Annotated in this window: 10 protein-coding genes; all 10 read right to left on the bottom strand. The window is 44.8% G+C overall.

The features are described from left to right. Window positions 1-42: 42 nt before the first annotated feature. The 10 genes from ACOZ9X_RS00525 to ACOZ9X_RS00480 all read right to left on the bottom strand — a co-directional run bounded on the left by ACOZ9X_RS00525 (window position 43) and on the right by ACOZ9X_RS00480 (window position 16159). The gene (locus ACOZ9X_RS00525; protein WP_423416564.1) at window positions 43-2454 is read right to left on the bottom strand and encodes a beta-galactosidase; all 2412 of its coding nucleotides are present in this window, start codon (window positions 2452-2454) and stop codon (window positions 43-45) included. Then, on the bottom strand, window positions 2451-3671 hold the full coding sequence (locus ACOZ9X_RS00520) for a glucoamylase family protein (RefSeq protein ID WP_423416563.1): 1221 nt from the start codon (window positions 3669-3671) through the stop codon (window positions 2451-2453). Before ACOZ9X_RS00520 ends, ACOZ9X_RS00525 begins: the two co-directional genes overlap by 4 nt. Window positions 3672-3906: 235 nt before the next feature. Further along, complete coding sequence (locus ACOZ9X_RS00515; RefSeq protein ID WP_260858293.1) at window positions 3907-4857, bottom strand: carbohydrate ABC transporter permease; 951 nt, start codon at window positions 4855-4857, stop codon at window positions 3907-3909. Between the two features lie 15 nt (window positions 4858-4872). Then, complete coding sequence (locus ACOZ9X_RS00510) at window positions 4873-5733, bottom strand: carbohydrate ABC transporter permease (RefSeq protein WP_197128772.1); 861 nt, start codon at window positions 5731-5733, stop codon at window positions 4873-4875. Next, window positions 5714-7999: a DUF5696 domain-containing protein gene (locus ACOZ9X_RS00505; protein WP_423416562.1), complete on the bottom strand. Its 2286-nt coding sequence runs from the start codon at window positions 7997-7999 to the stop codon at window positions 5714-5716. The genes ACOZ9X_RS00510 and ACOZ9X_RS00505 overlap by 20 nt, the downstream gene beginning before the upstream one ends. Next, on the bottom strand, window positions 7992-10007 hold the full coding sequence (locus tag ACOZ9X_RS00500; RefSeq protein WP_423416561.1) for a YIP1 family protein: 2016 nt from the start codon (window positions 10005-10007) through the stop codon (window positions 7992-7994). The genes ACOZ9X_RS00505 and ACOZ9X_RS00500 overlap by 8 nt, the downstream gene beginning before the upstream one ends. A gap of 20 nt (window positions 10008-10027) precedes the next feature. Continuing rightward, window positions 10028-10906, bottom strand: coding sequence for a carbohydrate ABC transporter permease (locus tag ACOZ9X_RS00495; protein WP_423416560.1), 879 nt, complete (start codon window positions 10904-10906; stop codon window positions 10028-10030). 19 nt (window positions 10907-10925) lie between these two features. Beyond that, entirely contained in the window at window positions 10926-11822 is an 897-nt protein-coding gene (locus ACOZ9X_RS00490) for a carbohydrate ABC transporter permease (protein ID WP_231618237.1), read from the bottom strand. Continuing rightward, window positions 11803-14763, bottom strand: coding sequence for an extracellular solute-binding protein (locus ACOZ9X_RS00485; protein WP_423416559.1), 2961 nt, complete (start codon window positions 14761-14763; stop codon window positions 11803-11805). The genes ACOZ9X_RS00490 and ACOZ9X_RS00485 overlap by 20 nt, the downstream gene beginning before the upstream one ends. 31 nt (window positions 14764-14794) lie before the next feature. Beyond that, entirely contained in the window at window positions 14795-16159 is a 1365-nt protein-coding gene (locus tag ACOZ9X_RS00480) for an ABC transporter substrate-binding protein (RefSeq protein ID WP_423416558.1), read from the bottom strand. Window positions 16160-16259: the final 100 nt, after the last annotated feature.

Raw genomic sequence — 16259 nt, 5'->3', positions numbered from 1 at the left:
AACATAGCTCCCAAGGTCTCTTTACTACTATTAAACACCTGTTTAACCAATGAAAACACGCAACTGATCATCCACTTTCGCATGTTTCTTGCTGCGAACCAGCGTCAATTCATCATTTTCTTCAATCACATAATCAGCACTCGGTAAGATCTTCGTTCCAGAGTCAAATGCAATCACATCTTCCACCTGAGTTAAGCGGAAATCGATATAATCAGCACTTACACCCGTAATTTCTGCTGTCGCGTAAGCAATTTTCACACTACCTACAGCTAGGTTCATAGGCAGCATCACACCATCTTTGCTCTGCAACAACAGCTTCCTTCCGCCTAACAACACTACGCCATCTTCATACAGCGAGAATTCTTTATCAAATCCATCTAAATTCAAGAGATGAATGAAACGCTCACCTTCTGCATCAGCAGTCGATGTCATAAAGATGCCGTGATGTGGACAGTCATGCGTGAGTTTCACACGACTTCCTAGTCGTTCAAGAGCTGTTTTAAAGAAAGGCAAATCGCAGCGATAGAAGCTTGCGATCACGATCGCGCGTCCGCTTCCTACCTCTGACTCAAACCCACACACATCATTAGATCCATATACTCTGAAAATTGGCGTCACATTCGGTCCCACTTCAAAACGCTGAACGAAGCCTGAACGAATCTCTGGCTGAGCTGAAGCCCAATTGGCTCCATAAATAGAGAGGTAGTTTCCGTGACCATCACGGCTTATCCCTTTGTACGTCACACCAAGCGCTTCCGCTAACAGCGTACAGTCCTTCCCTTCCATATCAAAAAGAGGAACCTCACCGTATAGTAGAATGCTCCCACCCGTGTTTAAATAGTTTACGAGTTTCTCTTGAATCGCACTGTCCATATAGCGTGCGGACGGTAACGCAAGGACAGGCGTATTCGTCACATCCAGCGGTTTGTTCTGAACATCGATCGCTGTAAAACGATAACCGTTCAGCAACATCGCACGGCCCATGATCTCCCAAGCGCCGGCACCGCGGTTCGCCTCGATGTTTGAGAGGATCTCACGCATCACTTCACTCTCCGGATAACGATATTCGGTCATATAATAATCAGGGATGAACGCGAACGATACTTCATCTCGTTCTTCGTTCATTCGCGCGAGCTTATCGCTCACCGCCATCACACTTTGGTTCACGCGTGACATGCGCGGAAACGTATAGTTGTAGTCCCCTTCTGGACCGATCGGTGCTGCGAAACCATGGCGTTCACCAGTTGAGGCGATTCGGTCGTTTCCATCGTCAACAAGCGTATCGAGCCTAGCATTTTTCCCGCCAGCAAATAGATAATAGTTAATCAGTCGGTTTCCTTGAGCAAGACACATTCTAAACTTAAAATCCGCTGCTGAAGGATCATAGCGCTCGCCTAGTGTCTCACCAAAATTTCCGTCACCACAGTTAAACTCCACAGACGTTAACGGCTGATCCTCGTTATGAACGGCTTCCATCAGACCGTTGATGATGTAGAGGTCTTGAAAGGTTTTCATGTCAAGATCTCCAAAATAAATATCAGAACCAGAAATGTATCCATGTCCTTGGTTATACGTTTCATACAGCTGACTGATTCCAATCGGGTACGTGAAGCCTCGTCCTCCGCCTGTTCCGTGGATGTTTACGACGAACGGAATGTCTTTCACACCGAACTCTTCCGCGTACTCTCTTAAAATCGCGATATATTTAGCGAATCGGTAGCGCATGTAATAGCCTAGATCTTTTAACAGTTGTGCCGCATACTCTTCTTTCGGAGAGCGGAATGCAGTGTTTCGTTCAGCACTTTCTTCCAACGAGAACGGATAGCGGTCAGAAACGTTATCTCCGTATCGTTCACTCAACCAATTTGATAAATCGTTCAGCACATTGTCCGTCAAATCTGGTGTGTTGCTCACCCATGACAGCATTCCCACTTCGTTATCAAGCTGAAACGCAATAATTTTACCGCCGTTCGGATAGATGCGCGGCGTAACCACTTCCATTACTTTTTCATAATACTTACGAACTTCTTGTAAAAATTTTGGTGCGAGATAATCGACGGTTGGTGTCGTTGGTTCGCTCTCGTCCCAACCAACCGGAATAATCTCAGGATGCTTCTCATACACCCAATAAGGCAGTCCTTCGTTTTTCATCTCGGCCATAATGAATGGTCCCGGACGAACGAAAAAATAAAAGCCGTTTTCTGTACAAAGGTCGATAAACCCGGCAAGGTCTGTTTCAGGACGCGTTTTGCCTGTGAAATCAAACTGCCCTTCCACCGGCTCATGCCAAAGCCATGGCACATAAGTGGCCACGGCGTTACAACCCGTTTCTTTTAGCTTGTCCAATCGGTCTTGCCAATCGCTTTTATCAAGACGGTAGTAATGAATCTCACCGCACGTAATCAGCACGGGCTTGCCGTCGATGATGATCTGTTTGTTCTTGATCTCAATCATTTTACAGGACTTCCTTCTATCTTTTTCCAACCTAATAGGTCAGCACCTTGTTTCACATACTTGTTTTTCATGAAAAGATCCCATACGAGACCAGATTGATAGTTTTCGATCATAAGAAGCGTTATTCCCTTATCAATTCCGATTACATGGTCTGAATACCAAGCTGGCGTTACATCCAGGTTATAAGAATCTTGGAAGCCATACTCACCCCAAAGCTGTGGATGCTCTTCATAAAAATACTTCATTGCCGCAATCGACTCTTCTGGTGTGAACACGATCGATCCCGCTGCTCCCGTCGGTGCGACCGTACCTTCTAGGTCAGGCTCACATCCTTCATAATAAGGAGGAGCCCCTGGAACACGGTAGCCGGTCGGACTTGCACAAGCCGTTAAGCCCCACGCGTTCTCGTGATAGGTCTTAAACTCACTCGATTTTTCTTTACAAAACGCACGGTTCGCAAGGGATGCTTTTACCGAGTTCTCGTACCAGTTGATTCCGTCTCCGTCGACGATGTTTCTAAAATCGATGAACGCATGCGAATATTGGTGAACGAACATCGCGTTTCCTGGCGCATGGATGTACTCGTAATCTTTGTACGTCCCTTTTCTGCGCTCAAAACCTTCGTAAATTTTTGCGGGAACTGGATGTGTTGGAGAAGCGACACCAAGCACGTACGTCATCATCTGCTCCGCATACATATCCCAATGGTGGAAGCCGCCTGTTTCTGGGTTGTAGCCCATGTAGAACTGGTTAACCGGCTCGTCATAATACACGTTCCAGTCGATGCGCGCGTAAATTTTCTCGAATAGCTCTGCGATCTCTCCGCCAAAGTATTCAGCAGATGTTACGGCACCACATAGGAAAATTCCCGTATCGATGATCGACGCACAGTCGTACCACTCTTCGTTTTTCTTCGCCGTCTGCATATTTAAGAAGTGGTAAAAGAAGCCGCTCGCGTGTTCGACGTTGTTCAGGAATGTTTCGAGCGTTCCTTTCGTCCGTTCGTACCCTTCTTCTTTCGTGATCCAGCCGCGCTCGATTCCGATTATGATTGCCGTTAATCCGAACCCGTTTGATGCGATACTTGCTACTTTTTTATTCGCTGACTGATCCAGGATCAACCCGTATCCCGGGCTGTTTTTATCCGTATTCGCTTCGTTCCAAAAGAAATCAAAGCATCCTTTTGCTTCAAGGTCCAATAGTTTCTGTGTATCCATCTTAAAATTCTCCTTTCAATCTACCACTTTCACTTTCATTTCCTTCAAGGAATCGTGGATTTTCAAAAGATTTTGATTGTGCATCATTGAAAAGTTGATTGGAGTGTAAGGTGCGAGACTCCTGCGGGACAAGCGGTCAGGTGAGACCCTTAACGGCGCAAAGCGGCAAGGGGCTCACCGCCTGCCCCGCGGAAAGCGAGTACCTGAAACGGAAATCAACTACCCCAACCAATCTTTACTCCCCAGTTATCCCCGAACGATCCACACCTTCAACGAACCAGCGCTGCGTGATAAAGTACACGATCAATAATGGAAGAATCGACAGGACGGTTCCTGCCATCTTGATTCCTTCGTTCAATTGGTTGCCGCCCGACACTCCCATCTCAGCTGGGAACATCTGCTGATATGTCGCAACGAACTTTTGCAGCTGCAGTGGTAATGTTGTTAACGCATCTCCAAAATAGATTGCCGCTAGATACGTTTCGTTCCAATACCAAACGAACGAGAACAGAAACGAGATAATGATCGCAGGCAAAGCCATCGGTAATGCGATTGTGAAAAAGATTCGAAAATGCCCTGCTCCATCAAGCTGAGCTGCTTCTTCCAAAGCTTTTGGCACGGCTCTAAAAAACTGATAAAAAATCAGGATAAAGATCGCGCTGTTCAATCCTTGTCCGAACGTTGCCGGAAGCAAGAACGCACTCAAACTGCCAAGAATGTTCAGCTCATTAAAGAAGATGTATCTTGGAATGAGTGTCACTTGTGGCGGAATGATAAACGTTGCGAGTACAAGAACGAACATGATCTTTTTTCCGCGAAACTCAAATCGAGCGAGTCCGTACCCGACTACTGCTGCAACAGCTGTTTGCGCCAATGCAGGCAGAACGGTCACATACAATGTTTCCATCAATGTTGAGAAAAAGTTTAGAACCTTGTTCGCCTGCTCATAGTTTCCGGTATAAAACTGTGTTGGAATCCAGTTTACAAGCGGATTCAATAGATCATCCAAACTTTTAAAGCTGTACACACCCATGTAGAGAAGCGGATAGAGATACACGAATCCGATCCCGACCAAGAGTCCGTAGATCAAGAGCTTGTAAAGAAGACCATCTGTCCCCTGCATGCCCAAAAACATGCGTTTCGTTTTTAAGTAATACTTGTTCACTTGCTGTGTTTTGGTTTGCACATTGATCACATCCTCTTAGGTGTATTTTTTCTTTCTTTTTACCGTCATCACACCAACCGCGATCGCAAGTGCTGCAGCGATGATCAGGAAGTAGATCCAAGATAGGGCTGATGCATAGCCATAACCTGTGTCTACTTTAAACATGTTTTTCTGAATATGTTCGATGATCGGATTCAGCGAGAAGACCGAATACGTTACGATCGTGTAGATCAAGTTAACGATGATCATCGGCTTTAGACTTGGCAGAGTGATCTTCCAAAAGAACTCCCAGTTGCTCGCACCGTCGATCTTCGCCGCTTCAAAAATCTGCTTATCCATTTTTTGAAGTGCAGCTAAGAAGATTAAAATCTGTACGCCTGAATACCACAGGATCACAATTAAGTTTTTAATTAAATACAGTAGAATTCCGTTAAAGAAACCATCCGGGTTATCATTTAACGCTTGATAGATCGCGTATTGTTCAATAGAAGGAATCGTCGTGATACCTTGATCGATCAGCTCTTTGATAACCGGTCCGCTCGCGATGATTACGGGCAGAAAGAAAATCGTGCGGAACAGTCCGCGGAACTTGATCTTTTGGTTCAACAGTAGAGCGATGATCAATGAAAAGACGATGATGATCGGAACCGAGATAACCATCTCTTCTAGATATTTTAGGACGCGGTCAACGAACGTTCCGTCGACCGAAAACGCATACTCATAGTTTCCAAAGCTTACAAAATTCGTTTTGATGCCATCTGTCGTGATCTTTACTTCCTGAAAGCTTAAAAAGAGTGAGTATAAAAGCGGAAACGCCGTAAAGACGAGAAAGCCGATGATCCATGGTGAAACAAACAGCAATCCTGTAAGATTTCTGTTATTGCCTAGTCGTTTCATCGCTTTCTCCTCCTTCTGTTACCGCAAAATCCTTTGGTTTCACTTCAATACGGTTACTTTTAAAAATAGCATTCGTATAGTTGACGACGATCACTTTTCCGTTGGAGTATTCTACCTCAACAACACCAGTCTGAGGCACATTGCGGCTGACGATTTCTTCGCCTTCTACCTCACCAAGACTTTTCTTGATGTTTTCATACTGATACAAAATCTTGTCTTTCCAGATCGAGTATTCTGATGTATAAACGTCACTCGATGCTGTTTTAGCAAGCAGGTGTGACGCTTCCTTCGTTAAAAGAAACGACGGGTACGCTCCGTACTCGATCATGCGCAGCATCTGATCTTCCGAATCTGACTGAAAGTTCGAAAACGGTGCGTAATATGGCATATAGCCTTTTAGCACGATCTGCAAAAACGGCACCGTATCTGTTTCAAACACATAGTTAGACGCGTTCATCGGAATGTCGAGATAGCGATTCGTTTGATTCCATAGATACGTGTTCGGTTCATAAAGAGCAACGTTCCCCACTTCTTTGTTCAGGGTGCTAAACAGTTTTTGATACGTTTTAATCGTCTGATTTCGCTCGCTCGATTTTTTCCCGCTAAAGTCAGAGAACAGCGTGTACCCGCTCGAATCGATCGCTACGTTTGAAATGCCTTGTTTCCTAAATTCCTTGGCATCTTCTTTTGCGATCGCAAGAGATTTTTCTGGTGATAGATAATACAATGTCTTCTTATCTTCACTGTGTGAAATCGTCTCTGCACTGATTTTCTTCGCTACGTCTTTGCTGCCGGAATAGCCGGATGCACCATCATAAGCTTTTGTGTAGTCGCTATAAAAATAAAGCGGAATGTTATCCTTTTTAAGACCGTCGATCGTGTCCTTCACATCGTCACTGCTTCCGAGCTCACTTTCAAACGGAAACTTCTGAGGCAATGTACCGGTTAGCCCGCCATCTGACCAGCCTTTATAGACGACGAACAGATCATCGATGTCTTTTTTGAGCTCTGACGTCATGCTCGGAATGTCTGTCACCTTCGTCATCGGAAGAACAGAGTCCCACAACAGACCTTCCTTCACTTCGCCACCTAGAAATTCAAGTCTGACACCGGTTTTGTCGTCATTCTTTTCTAGCTGTTTTGTTTCAGAGAGATGGTCTTGATACGCTTTGGCCATCCCTACATAGTCAGCGTCATCTTCTTGTAAGAACATGTATCTCAGCTTAACGCCGAAAGGGTTCTTTGTTTTTTGATACACGTTAAGACCCTTCATGTTCTTACTCGTCGGCTGATAATATTCTTTTCTAAAATGGAATTCTGAAGAGATCCAGTTAAAGTCGGTCGAAACGCCAGACGGATACGCTAAAATGTCACCATGTGTATAGCCTTCTTCGATCACGGCAAGAAATCCGTTCTGCTTCACACCGTGAACCGTTCCGAATACCGGCATCTTGATCTCTTCGACCGGTGTTACTTTTTCATCTTCTTCCTTCTTCACTTTTGTTTTTAAAAAGGCTTCATCATCACCGTAAATGGATCCGGTAAACGGCGCATCGGCTTTTGTCCCGTTCTTTTCATAACGAATCAATGCACCAGATCCGTCTGGGATGAACATGTACCCGTTAATGTCACTCTTGTTCACCGCACCTAAAAACGGATAAACGCGCATTGAGATGAGCTTTGTATACTTATTTTCTTTAATCTCATTTTCTGGAATTGAAACAACAAGATCGTTTTCTTGAAGCTCGACGTTCACTTCAAACTCTAATTTGGACTGATTCATGTAAAGAGAGGCTGTAAACCCTTTATCGTTCACCTTCACACGTGGTCTAGAATCGTTCGTCGTGATGCTCTCGGTTTTCACCTTTCCGCGACGATCCATATAATCAACAGTGATCGCAGATTGAGCCATCTGTTCCCACGTTTTGTTCAGTCGGTACTGATCAGGATTATCGAGCCCAGAGTTCCAAACGTATTTCGTTTTCTTGTTCTCAATCTTGATCGCGAGCGTTTCTTCATTCACATAAAGAGCAAGATTTTTATTCTCGGCTGCTTTTTCAAAGCCTTGGAATGAATTATTTTGCTTGATCGGAGCCGCATCTTCTTTCTCAGGCTTCGTAAACGATGAAGATGTATACTTCATCACGTTTTGACTCTTCTCGGTTGGCACGGGAAGCTGCTCCGTACTTTTCTTATCATCTTGCGCGGCGAATACAGAGATCGGTACGAGCAAGGTAAGAAGCGCGATACTTATCTTTTTATACACGTAGAACAGCCTCCTTTATGATGGAATAAACAAAATCGTACACTTGATCGATCAACACGAACACAATGAACACAACAAGAAGCATAATTACCATTCCGAACAGCGTAACGAAGATGTTTCGGATCGTGTCTGAGAACGTGTAGTTATGAATCTCTTTTAGCATGATGAAAAGGATGATGAGACACCATGCATAAATGATGCGGATCGAAAACACATAAACAAATGATTCATTATAAGTCAGCACGTTCGACAGAAGGGTCAGGATCGGACTGAACACGAGGAACGGAGCGAGTGAATAGATCGTTCCGATATAGATGTCCTTGAACCTTCCTTCACCGTCGTTGATCGTACTAACGAGATAGTTGACCACAATGAACAGTGCGAGCGGTACGAGCAGTAAGAGAAGCTCGCCGACTAAGTTCGCATCGCTGCTCACCGTTTTAAAGATAAATCCTGTATAGAAACGGCTGTAAACATACTCCACGATTAAGATCACATACAGAATCGTCGCTGATAGGATCGATGCGTACTGTTTTCTTTTCAAATAATAAAAACTGTCGATCGGATGACGGAAGAACTTGAACAGGAAGAGCAGTTCTCCTATCAATCTCTGTTTCTTAATCGCGCCAATACTTTTGCGAGGCTGATTCAGAATGCCTTTCTTTTTGTCGATCACTTTTACGATATAATACAAAATCCCGAAGAATATGAACGCGAACAACACCGTTTCCAGATTCTCTTGCATCCAAGCGTGACGGACTTCCCAGAACGAGTCGGAATAACCGTACACGTCGTTAGCAAACTGATATTCTTCTAACGCCTTATCATAGTCTTGTTGTTTGTAATAAGCAGAACCCATGGCAGAATGCGCGAGACCGAACGAAGAGTTCATCTCCAGCACTTCTTCCCAATACTTCTGACTCTCTACATAACGGCCTTCTTTAAAAAGCGCGATTCCTTCATGCACTTGTTTCGAAAAAGCAGTAGATTCAAAGACTTGAATCATGCCTCGTTCTTTGTCTGTTACGTATAGTCTGCCGTCAGGATCGATCGTGATGCCAGTCGGCTGTTTGAACAAACCAAGACGGTTCGTTCCATCGTCTTTTCCACCAAAGATGAATAATAGATTTCCGAAGCTGTCATATTCATAGATCTCGCCGGTGCTTGATACGACGAACATGTTTCCGTCGTGATCGACCGCGATATCTTGCAGTGACTTCTCATCAGAGATGTCCGGAAACAGCATGTTCTTGCCGGCAACGTTCAGCTTTTTGATCACTTCGTTCGTCGTTCCTTCTGTCACGGAATAGACGAGACCTTGATCATCAAGCGCGATGTTATCTGGCGCAGGAGGTGTCTTCATGAACATATTTGCTTTTTTGCTCTCTGAAGTGAGAAGCTTCTGCAAAAACGTGCCGAACGATCCTTCTGTGCTGTTTACGCCGTAATAGCCGAGAAAACCGCCATCTTTACTAAGCTGAATGATTCCGTTCGTTGACCCTTCACTGATCACATAGATACTGCCGCGACGGTCAACCGCTACTTTTTGCGGTTTAAAAGAAGAGCTTTTACCGAAAAGCGGTGAATCAGGCTTTCCATATTGCTCCTCAACCTTGCCGTCTTGCGAAAAGCGGAATACCTTCTCTTCTTCATAATCCGCTACAAAGATCTTTTCGTTTTCATCCACATAAACGCCAGTTGGTGATTTTAGAACACCTTTTCCGATCTCGCGTAAAAATTTTCCGTTCTTATCGGCGACGAGAATCTTCTTAGCACCAGAATCCGCGATATAAAGGTTTCCTTTTGTATCAGAGAAAATATCTTCTGGGTTTGTGATCTCAACGTCTGGTAACAAGGTGCCGACCGGTGTGTAGGCAGTCTGTGTTTCGATCGTCTGACCGTCTGCTGATAACGTTTCTGTCTGATAAGGGACAGAAGCAGAAGCGATAGATGAGATCGGAACGAGCAGGAATACCAATAATGCTACAAATTGGGCAATGCGCTTCATTTCTCCCCCCTCCTACTTTCTTACTTGATTCCTGAGTGGGCCATCGTGTTCATCACCTGGCTCTGCAGAATTATAAAGATGATTAGATTTGGTACGAACATGATCAAGGAAGCTGCTGCTGCGAGTCCTTGTCCTGCTACGTTGTTTCCTTCAACCGTTGAAGTTAACGTCGACATATAGAACGAGAACGTCTTCAGTCCTTCATCGTTCACATAGAGTGACGAACTCTCAACGCTGTTCCATACGAGCTGAAACGATAGAATCGCGATGGTAGCAATTGCAGGTTTGACGAGCGGTATGATGATCCGTACGAAGATCTGAAAATCAGATGCTCCGTCAAGCCTTGCCGCTTCGAGCAGTTCATCCGGTATCTGATCGATGAACTGTTTGACGAGAAACAGACCGATCGGCATCGCGAGTAACGGCAGGATATGAACCAAAAACGTATTGATCAGGCCGAGTTCGTCGATCAACAGATAACGCGGAATCATAACCGCTGCTGGTACGAACATGAGTGCAAGCGTGTTGATCTCAAAGATCGCTTTTTTCATTCTAAAATTTTTCTTCGATAACGCGTAGCCTGCCATCGTACTGATGATAACGGTTAGAACAACCACGATCAGCGTAACGACAACAGAGTTGAACAGAAAGCGCGACATCGGAACGCCAGTATCGTTCGTCTTTGTAAAAAGGTCTACAAAGTTCTGAAATGTCGGATTATCTACAAAGAAACGCGGTGGATACGCAAACAGTTCGTCGATCGGTTTGAACGCATGAAAGAATATATAGACGATCGGCAAAGCCATAAAGACAGCTAGTGGAATGAGAAATGCAAGAAACTTCAGCTGACTTCTATGAAACTTTGACGGGTTCATTCTTGTCCCTTGAAAGGCTGACATGTGGATCACTCCTTTTTCGCTAGTCTTTCTCTCCAAACAGCCTCCAGGCTACTTTCGAGAACAGATATACAACGATGAGCAGCACGACCGATATCGCTGCCGCATAACCCATCTCATAACGGATAAAACCATAATCTTCTAAGTGGTTGACCATTAGCTGACCCGCATATTGCGGTGTCGGATTGGCACCTGATAGCGCCACCCCGATCGCACCAGCTTGAAACGTTCCAACAACTGCCATGACCGCGCCGAACAGCATCTGCGGCTTCATGGACGGAATTGTAATATAGATGATCTCTTGAAAACGGTTGTTGATGCCGTCGATGTATCCTGCTTCATAGATCTCGGTATTAATGTTCAGAACACCTGATAACATCGCGAGGAATCCAACACCCATTGAGCCCCAAAGCGTTACAAAGATCATGATTTTCATCAAATACTCAGGTGATTGCAACCATTGGATCGGCTCTAACAGCACACCCATCGTTAGAAGCAAGCTGTTAAGATAACCAGTTTCATCTCCAGAGAAGATGATTGTCCAAACAACGGCCATCGCAACACCTGCTGTCATGGATGGAGAGTAGATAACCAGCGCAAGCACGGTTCGCATGCGCTTTGGTACTTGAGCGAGCGCCCAAGCGAGTATGAACGATAAGATATACCCGCCAGGTCCCACGATCAGTGCGAACGTTAACGTGTTCGGCAGGATCTTCTGCATGAACACTTCATCCTGTGTGATCAGACCGACATAGTTGCTTAACCCGATGAACGATGGTGTTTCGATCGCGTTAAAATACGTGAATGACAACAGAATTGCCGCTGCAACAGGTATGATGATAAACGTTGTAAAGAAGATGATATACGGAGCAAGGAACATCCAAGGTGAATAATCTCGTTTATTTGGTTTCTTTTTCATTCTCATCGCCTGCCCAACTTTTCACTTGTTCTATCGTAGGAATCGGATACGGCTTGACCATCTTGCCGTCCTTCACATATCCGAACTCTTCCATCTTTCGTTTGATCTCCCGGTCGATCGCAACAACAGAATCGTCAACTGCCGATCTCGGGTTCACACCGTCGAACACGATGCGGTTCCAGATGTTCGAAAGCTCACGCTCGATCATGTACGAACCTGGATTCTTCGGTACTTCGTATAGGTACTCCCATTGCTTTAGAATCGTTTTCTTATGCTGTTCTGGCCACGGAAGGTTCTTAAACGCCTCTAGATTTGACGTGTTCCACATGTATTCTGGTCCGTACAGCATCTGAAGATTGGTCGCGAACTCGGTCTGCGTATCTTCTGACAGCCACCATTTTAAAAGCTCCCACGAATCTTCCTTACTCTTCGTACCTTTAAAAATCATCGCAGACTGACCTGAACCAGTAGCCCAACGCTCCACTGTTCCGTCTTCCTTTTTCACACCCGGATGCGGTGCAATATCCCACCATCCTGCGATCTCTGGAGCGGCTGCCGTAAGCTGTGTATACGTCGTAAAGTTAGCCGTCCCGATCGGTAGTGTTGAATATCGGAAATGGTTATAAAAGTTTGGTACTTGTAACGGCATGCTGTAGATCGTGTTCAGCTCTGCCATGAACTGAATGCCTTTTAGTGATTCTTCTGTTCCGATCGCCGTCTTCATCCCATCTTTTCCGTATAGATCTCCGTCAAACTGATACACGAACGGAGCGGTTGCTTGGAACGGCTTAAACCCTGTCGCACCAGCGATGTGCGTATAATAGTTCATTCCAAAACGCTGAAGCTCTGGCAAGATGCTCTTCACGTCATCCCACGTATCTGGAACCGGAAGACCGAGTGCTTGCAGGATATCTTTTCGGTAAAACTGCACAAAGAAATCTTGTGTCTCTGGCATCGCATAGACCGAATCACCGATCATAAGCGGCAGAAAAGCTCCTGGCGAGAACTGCTTGCTGAACTTTTCAAAGTCTTCGAACTGATGCAGATCAACGGCCGCACCACGAATCGATAACTCGTATGGCAGCCAAGAACTGATGCCCAGTGCAATGTCAGGTTGCTTGTTCGACGCACTCGCGAGGATCAGCTTCTGCTCTTCTGGCATGATCGAGAATTTCACTTTGATTCCTGTTTCTGGCGTAAAGTTTTGATCAGATAGGTTTTGGAGAAGTTCTACGTATTGACGCGGCCGGTTCACCCAAACCTCTAACGTATCTTCTTCTGCTTCACTCGCTGAGTAGTTCTCTGAGAAGAACGATAAGAAGAAGCGTTGAATTGAGTTCATCAGCTTTTCCCAAAAACCGGCTTCTGCATCCGGCACTTCTTTTTCGTCACCATGCACGTAGAAGCGGTCAACCGTTAACGGCTGTTCTGGCAACGTCACGAGCATGTTTCCTAATAGCTGTGCCGCTGAAGACGATCCTTCTGACAACTCTGTAAGTCGGCTTGGAATCTCATTCGGCTTTTTGCTAAGAGCTCTTAGCTTCTGAACGGCCATCTCAAGCGAGACCATATCTTTTGAATCTTCTTTTGAGTTATCAAGTTTCCTGAGGTACTTCAGTTCTTGCTCTAGCTCATCCGCCCAGCCAGCCAGTTTTTTATCGATGCCTGGAATGTACTCGCTGATCTTCCAGCCACGAGATGTGTCTGTCTGATTCCCTGTAAGCTTTCGAATTTCAAGCGTCAGTTCTTCCATCTTGCGCATCACTTTGTTCGTCGTATGAAGAACGGGCTCAACAGGTGCCGCATCAGCTTCTAGACCGATCTGATGCTTTCCTTTTGATAGATAGAACAGATACGCTTTTCCTTCTTTATTTTCTAAAGTGACGTTATCCCAGTTTTTATTGAATGGGAACGTAACGGGTGAAGTCTCTTGAAACGGAACTTTTCCGTCGATCAACAGTTTTCGGAAAACCGGACCACCCGTCTCTTTGTTTTGCAGTACTTTAAATGTTAGCTTGTAAAAGCCTTCTTTCTTCACGTTAACGTTCCAATTAACCGTCTGTCCGGAGTCTTTCCACGATTCAGAACCTAGCGTGTTTAGAAGAAGATTCTTTGGTGAGCTCGGTATCGCTGATGAATCATTCGCTGCAAAAGGACGTATGTACGAGCTGTTCTTTTCATAGTCCTTCTCGGCTTCATGCGTGATTATTGTTTCAGCCAATTTTGCGTTTTCATGTTTCTTTACGTATTCTTTATAACTTGGTAGTTTGGTAGGTGATTTAACGTATGCTTTTCCTAGCAGCATCTCGCCTGATAGGTTCGTGAGCTGGATCGTATTACTTCCTTTTTTCAGTTCGTAACGCAGCGGTTCAGACTGAAGCTGACTCGCATCTTCTGCTGTTAACGTGTTCCAACGCTCGATCCGCTTCTGCTTCGGAATCATATCGTTGTCGAACCGATCTTTCTCAAATGTGTTTTTCTCGTTTTTCCAGTCGGCCGGAAACACGATTCTGCGGCTTTCATAAAAAGGATAGTTACCGTTTACCTGAATGGCGCCCTCTATTGGAACAACCTCGTTGCTCAGTGGATAATAATCAAACGCTAGCTCATAAAGTCCCGCTTCCTCTACATTCACTTCATAAGAAACGGACTCACGGTTATGCCAATAGAAAACACGATCGTTATAGCCCTTACTCTCTGATTCTGACAATAAGTTCTTCTTATCTTTGATCTTAAAATCAGAAGGAGAGACAGACGCTTCAAAATCTGAAGCGTCACCTGTCCCTTTCTTCTCCCAACTGTTAAGGACGGTATGATAGTTTTCCTCCACGACTTGTTCGGCAGGCTTGTTATCCTGACTGTTGCCTTCAGCAGATACATAGGGTTGTGGAATAATGAGACACAGCGCTAAACCTAACCAAAGAAATCTTTTAAACTTCATACTATCAACCTCCCCTTAAACTTCAGGCTTTCTAATTATCTTTTAAAGCCTCACTTGCTTCTTTACTCTTTTGGTCTGCTAATTGATCAAGCTGTTTTGCGTAGTCTTCGATCTTCAGGTTTCCTTTGATCACGTTATCTAAAATCACAGCCACTTTCGCATTTGCTTCTTCTCCAACCTTCACGCCAGTTGGTGCTTCCCAACGTGCATCAACATAGCCAGGTACCGTTTTAACCGGCTCAACGATTGCGTTGTCTAGGTTGTCATAAGCTGTCTTGATTCCAGGTACTTCATTGATCGCAAAGTACTCGTCTAAGATTTCAGGATCTGCGTTAACAGGTAGTGTGTTTAGTGCTTTTCCTTCTTTTTCAGCGATTTCCATACGCTTCATGAAACCTTCTTTACCGAATGACATCCACTTAGAGAAAAGGAATGCTTCTTCAGCGTGCTTACTCGTTTTAGAGATTCCAACAAAGTCGTTCGTTACACCCGTTCTTCCACCAGGAAGACCGATGAAGTCAAAGTCGAACGTTCCTTTTTCAACAAGTGCAGGAACTCCCCAAGTGCCGTCCCATTTCACAGCAACTTGTCCGTTCATCCATACTTCTTCCGGGTTCTCGCCTTTAAAGTTGGCTTTCAAGTCATCTGGAAGTGACTCGTACGCGTAGTTGTTCGTTGTGATCTCTTTTGCAAGATTCGCTCCTGCGATGAACTCTTTAGAATCAAGAGAATATTGTCCGTCTTTTACCGTATACCAGCCCATGTCAGGATTTGCCGCAGCCGGGTACCAGTCTGTTACAGAGAACGCGTGGTTCGTTCCAGCTACACCTTTGTTAATGTTCGTTACTTCTTTAATAGATTTTGTGTACTCTTCTAGTGAAAAACCAAACTCAGGATAATCCAGGTTCGCTTCGTTAAACAGATCTTTGTTTACTAAGTAACCTAAGAAATGCTGTGCGAATGGAACCGCATACACTTTATCGTTGTAAGTCGCTGATTCACGAACCGCTTCTGGAATATTAGCAAAATCTTTATCTTTTTCTGTCATTTTCGTGATGTCCATCAACCAGTCGTTTGATAGTGATGATGGAATCTGTGGAAGAGCGAAAACGTCTGGCATCTTGCCTGCACTTGCTGCAGCAGCGAGTGTTCCGTTCCAATCTGTTGGGTTAATTGACTCGTCGATCTTAACCTTGATGTTCGGATACTTTTTCTCGAACGCTTTGATCATCAGGCGCTCGAGGTTTTGTTCTTTTTCAGTACCAAGTGACCAGCTTGCATACGAGATGGTTACGCTTTCTTTCTTGTCGTCAGAGCTTGCTTTGTCATCTGAGCTACAAGCTGCTACTGAAAATAGCAGTGCGATGATCATGAATAGTGATAATACTTTCTTCATTACCTATCAACTCCTAATTTTTGTTTTTTGTACTGTATTGCTATGTTGTTCCTGTAAGTGGTTGATTTCCGTTTCGGGTGCTTCGCTTTCCGCGGGGCAG

The organism is Fictibacillus nanhaiensis (assembly GCF_049537595.1).
Classification (GTDB): domain Bacteria; phylum Bacillota; class Bacilli; order Bacillales; family Fictibacillaceae; genus Fictibacillus; species Fictibacillus nanhaiensis_F.
Note: the sequence above shows the minus strand (reverse complement) of the source record. Positions and strands in the feature narration are given on the sequence as shown.

What these genes read in the sequence shown, in the direction of transcription:
- ACOZ9X_RS00495 (WP_423416560.1), bottom strand. Translation starts at nt 10,906, where the DNA reads ATGTCAGCCTTTCAAGGGACAAGAATGAACCCGTCAAAGTTTCATAGA.
- ACOZ9X_RS00520 (WP_423416563.1), bottom strand. Translation starts at nt 3,671, where the DNA reads ATGGATACACAGAAACTATTGGACCTTGAAGCAAAAGGATGCTTTGAT.
- ACOZ9X_RS00490 (WP_231618237.1), bottom strand. Translation starts at nt 11,822, where the DNA reads ATGAAAAAGAAACCAAATAAACGAGATTATTCACCTTGGATGTTCCTT.
- ACOZ9X_RS00510 (WP_197128772.1), bottom strand. Translation starts at nt 5,733, where the DNA reads ATGAAACGACTAGGCAATAACAGAAATCTTACAGGATTGCTGTTTGTT.
- ACOZ9X_RS00525 (WP_423416564.1), bottom strand. Translation starts at nt 2,454, where the DNA reads ATGATTGAGATCAAGAACAAACAGATCATCATCGACGGCAAGCCCGTG.
- ACOZ9X_RS00500 (WP_423416561.1), bottom strand. Translation starts at nt 10,007, where the DNA reads ATGAAGCGCATTGCCCAATTTGTAGCATTATTGGTATTCCTGCTCGTT.
- ACOZ9X_RS00480 (WP_423416558.1), bottom strand. Translation starts at nt 16,159, where the DNA reads ATGAAGAAAGTATTATCACTATTCATGATCATCGCACTGCTATTTTCA.
- ACOZ9X_RS00485 (WP_423416559.1), bottom strand. Translation starts at nt 14,763, where the DNA reads ATGAAGTTTAAAAGATTTCTTTGGTTAGGTTTAGCGCTGTGTCTCATT.